The 1906-nt window shown below is 56.2% G+C and carries 2 protein-coding genes; both read right to left on the reverse strand.

Annotated features, from left to right (window positions below; translation table 11 throughout):
- Positions 1 to 329: 329 nt before the first annotated feature.
- Positions 330 to 1193, reverse strand: a complete 864-nt coding sequence (ppk2, locus tag AC2FNV_RS23450; RefSeq protein WP_254442681.1) for a polyphosphate kinase 2 — start codon at positions 1191 to 1193, stop codon at positions 330 to 332.
- A gap of 109 nt (positions 1194 to 1302) precedes the next feature.
- Positions 1303 to 1906, reverse strand: a 604-nt coding sequence (locus AC2FNV_RS23455) for a transposase (RefSeq protein ID WP_496774722.1), incomplete at its 5' end; no start/stop codon positions are given.

Consider the following 1906-nt stretch of genomic DNA (forward strand, 5'->3'; position numbering starts at 1 on the left):
TGAGCGCCTAGTTTAAGCATTCTTAGCCGTCAATTCTGTTTGAGCACCGAACGGTGGGTTTGTCCGCAATGAAGACATTGAGCGGAATTCACCCAACCATTGCTTCGCGCACATTGCACACGTGTTGAGCCGAGCACGCCGCCTTTCTGGAAGCTCTCGCCCCAACAGAAGGTTTCTAGTCGTAGGACATGAGGTAGCTGGCAGCTGCCTCAAACACGCAAGAGCACTAAGCGGGAGTTCGCTGCTAACAAAAACAACGGCCGCATTGGGTGAAAACTGGTACACGTCCAAACCGTTTGGCGCGTTCGACTCTCAGTCCCTTCAGCAGTTCAGCTTTTGCGCACGTCCGGGTGCAGCGACTTTCCCAGAATATGGTCGGTGCCGTGCAATACATGCTGGGCTGTTGAGACAATAAGCGGGTCAGGCGCATGTGCGATCTTCAAATCCTTGCCTTGGTAGTCCAGCGAGTGAAGGAAGTGCTGCATGCAGGCTAGCCGTGCACGTTTCTTGTCATTCGACTTCACCACGGTCCAGGGCGCATCGGCTGTGTCCGTGTAAAAGAACATCGCTTCCTTAGCCTCAGTGTAGTCCTCCCACTTGTCCAAGCTCTGCTTGTCGATTGGGCTCAGCTTCCACTGCTTCAGCGGATCGGTCGCCCGGCTGTCGAAGCGGCGGCGCTGTTCGTCTCGCGTGACCGAGAACCAGAACTTGTAGAGCCGAATTCCCGAACGCACCAGCATTCTCTCCAGTTCAGGGGTCTGGCGCATGAATTCAAGGTATTCCCATGGCGCGCAGAAGCCCATAACCCGCTCCACACCCGCACGGTTGTACCAAGAGCGGTCATAGAACACCATTTCGCCTACGGTAGGCAGATGCGCGATGTACCGCTGAAAGAACCACTGCCCCTTCTCCTCCCAAGTAGGCTTGTTTAGAGCCACCACACGGGCATGCCGCGGATTGAGGTGCTCGGTGAACCGCTTGATCGTGCCGCCCTTGCCAGCAGCATCGCGACCCTCGAAGATCAGCACGAATTTCTCGCCAGTCTCCTGCGCCCAAAGTTGGACCTTCAGCAATTCCGCCTGCAACTTGGCTTTCTGCGCCTCGTAGCTACGCCGCCTCAACTTGTCGTTATAGGGGAACTCACCATTTTCAAAGCATTTGCGCAGATCAGTCACTTTATCGACGGTTGCCAAATTTGATCCTGCCCCAAGTTCGGCCACGTTTTTGGATGCGTGCACTGATGATCCGGGCTTGGAAGTCACCGATCTTTTGGCACTGGATAAATTTGTCATGCTGCACCTTTCATTCAATGCTATCGATCGCAGTGTAATTTTTCCGAATTATCTGAACATTGATCCGTATCAAGCCGACTATCGAGATGCGACGGCCATTAATCGCCCAACCAGCCAACAGCGTGGCTGCTAACGGCGGTCTTGTCAGAAGAACTTTGCTTGAACGGGGCAGGGGGTATGGGTGCCAGGCCGCAAAGCTGCGTCCGTTTGAGAACTGACACCCGTCCCCGATCGAGGCGACGATGGCGGAGGCGGTGATCGGTCCGACACCGGGGATCGTCCGCAGGCGGGCGACGCGCGCATCAAGGGATGCAGCCCGTTTCAACTGGCAATCGTACCAGAGCACCCGGCGATGTAGAGCCACGAGTTGGTGGCTGAGGTTGCTCACGACATCTTTTGCGAGGTCGGGAAGATCGTCCTCTGTTCCTTCCAGGCACAGCTTGGCAAAGGCGATGGCGTGACCGGCGCCCTCTCGAACAACAATCCCAAACTCGGCCAGGACACCGCGAAGCATGTTCACGATCTGGGTCCGCTGGCGCACAATCAGGTCCCGTACACGGTGCAGGGCCAAGACTGCTTGTTGCTCCGGTGACTTCACAGCCACGAACCGCATG

The sequence above is a fragment of the Ruegeria sp. BHSA163 genome (assembly GCF_059613365.1).